Source organism: Neobacillus cucumis (assembly GCF_002860255.1).
Taxonomy (GTDB): domain Bacteria; phylum Bacillota; class Bacilli; order Bacillales; family Cytobacillaceae; genus Neobacillus; species Neobacillus cucumis_A.
Genome location: NZ_PGVE01000030.1, coordinates 1 through 2,266, shown reverse-complemented (window position 1 = coordinate 2,266; position 2,266 = coordinate 1). Strand labels below are relative to the sequence as shown.

General features: G+C 37.6%; 2 protein-coding genes and 1 pseudogene. 2 read left to right on the top strand and 1 reads right to left on the bottom strand.

Translation table 11 applies throughout. From position 1 onward, the window contains the following. Positions 1-807: 807 nt before the first annotated feature. Positions 808-1,017 (top strand): hypothetical protein, encoded by a 210-nt coding sequence (locus CVD27_RS06950; RefSeq protein ID WP_101647170.1) that lies wholly within the window; start codon positions 808-810, stop codon positions 1,015-1,017. A gap of 154 nt (positions 1,018-1,171) precedes the next feature. On the opposite strand, the pseudogene CVD27_RS06945 reads toward CVD27_RS06950, so the two are convergent. Further along, a pseudogene (locus CVD27_RS06945) lies at positions 1,172-1,819 on the bottom strand (4-hydroxyphenylacetate 3-hydroxylase C-terminal domain-containing protein); the annotation flags it as partial. Positions 1,820-1,972: 153 nt separating this feature from the next. Between CVD27_RS06945 and CVD27_RS06940 the strand changes: the two are divergent. Then, entirely contained in the window at positions 1,973-2,110 is a 138-nt protein-coding gene (locus tag CVD27_RS06940) for a YjcZ family sporulation protein (RefSeq protein ID WP_101647169.1), read from the top strand. Positions 2,111-2,266: the final 156 nt, after the last annotated feature.

Sequence of the window (2,266 nt, the reverse complement as noted above, 5' to 3'; positions counted from 1 at the left end):
TGGCTAACCTTATAATACGAACTGGGCAGTTTACTTCAAGAAGAAGTTGTTATTAAATGTTTTATTTAACCCAAAATACGACGAAAAAAATCCAGTTTTACTTACTTACTGGATTTTTTATGAGTGATGAATAATTGGAAGCCATAAATTACAAGGGCATAGCAAATGGCAGTGAAAAAGATGTGATTTGGCTTAAAGTTAACCAAAACAATCCGAATGTAAAACGAAAATCAAGATGGTTACAACAAAAAAAGGTCCTAAAATAAAGTTCAAATGGTTAATGTGAAAGTCCAGAACCTTCTAAAGTAAGACTGGTCGATACGATTACGAAGGTCAGACGCAGTGTTTAATATTGAGTTGGAGTTGGAGGAGAACAATGGAAGTTAGCAATATCTCTTAAAGCAACCGAATATTGATTCCATCTTCCGCCGAAAAACCTATAGCCATAAGCTCTTTGATGCCCGACAGTCGTCAAAAAAAACCAGAAATTATCGCCGTTTCTAAGCCACAAATATGTGAAACGAAAGATACAATTTTCAAGACCCCAGGGACTCAGGGAATAGAGTGGCATTTGTCGTATATTTACCATAATTCGAGGTTCACTCCTAATTGAAATTAGACGTATAACCAGTTTATGCTCAGGTCATAGCTTGGATTGGATGTATGCCTAGTAGCCCCAGGTTAGCTTAAATAATTACCCTATCCGCATTTGTCATATAATATTTTAGAATCAGGACGAATACCCAGGAATTTTTTACAAATATGCATATGCTTAATGTAAATTAAATGAGGAGGATGAATGCTTGTATGATTAATGCCTATAATGAGAGGGTTGGTTTAGGTGGACCAGGATCAGGTTTTGGTGTTGCACCAGGACTTGGTTTTGGAGCTCCAGGTTATCCGCATCCGCACCCACACTACCCGTACTATCATCACCACCACTATCCGTACTATCATCATCACTACCCGTACTATCATCACCACTATCCGTACCACCACCACCACTACCCTTATTAAAATTTGCTAATAAACTTGCCGTTCAAATAAAAAGGAACGAAATTTCTGTGAAACAGGCGTGTTTCTGCAAGAGTAGAAACGCCTGTTTCTTGTTGGGTATGGAGAAAGTATGGCTGATGGATACTGCATAAAATGACAATTTGTTCAAATACCCTTAATTTTTTAGATTTAAAAATTTAATAATATCTTCTACATGTTGATCCTTTTGATAGTTTCTATACAGGTTACTGGATAATCGAACAGGGTCACCAAAAAAGTATCTTTCATACTGGGTTTGCCTTGTACCGAAGGAACTCATTGTAAGATCCCACGCCAAACGAAATAGTTTCACACGGTCCAAAGCGTTCATACCATCTGCTTGAAGATATTGGTCAAGCTCTGGTCTAATTTAGAATCAAATGCGTTTTCTGTTGGTAAGGAAATCATGCCGCTTGCACCAATGATTTGTATTATTTCGCTGAAACGGGGATAAATCTTTGGAAAAATGTTACTGGCGACTTGTAATGGTATCATACTTGGACGTATATATCCCCATTGATCTAATTCAACATCATTTTCTGCCTTTTCTAAGAGTGCTTTCATGGTTTCAAGACCAATAATGATTTTAGACTGTTTTTCATGAATAAGTTGATATTCCCCAACATTAATCGTATCGACAAGTAGGTTTAGCCACTCCAAGAATAAATTCAGTTTTTACAATTTGTTTGGTTACCACTTGGTGATAGGCGAATTGGTAAAAAGAGCTTTCAGCCAGGAAATCGGTTGCTGCCTCTACATTGTCGTAATAAAATACCCGATCCCATATTTGTTTTCTCCCATTAGGATGGTGGAAGGCGTGGTTTGATGTATTTTTTGTCCGCATACTTTTCCTCATTAAATTTTAGTTAAAAAGCCCATACCTCCATAAATTTCTAACATATTTTGTAGTGAATGAGTCTAAAAGGAGGAAAATGAATTGTCTGGATATGGTTATGGCGGATACGGCGGATGTTGCGGCTATGGTTATGGCGGTTGGGGATACGGTTGCGGTTTCGTTTTAATCGTTGTTTTGTTTATCTTGCTGATTATCGTAGGAGCAACGGTCTGCTACTAATTAAAAATACAAAAAAGCCCTTAAGGGGCTTTTTGTGTGTCTTAAACATTCATCAGCTAGATGTTTGTGTAAGGAGAGGCTATCAGAACTTGGCTTGATTGTAATTAATAAAGTACTCCTTGTGGTGGAAGCGGTTGAGCTGGAAGTTGCACTCCC

What these genes read in the sequence shown, in the direction of transcription:
- CVD27_RS06950 (WP_101647170.1), top strand. Translation starts at nt 808, where the DNA reads ATGATTAATGCCTATAATGAGAGGGTTGGTTTAGGTGGACCAGGATCA.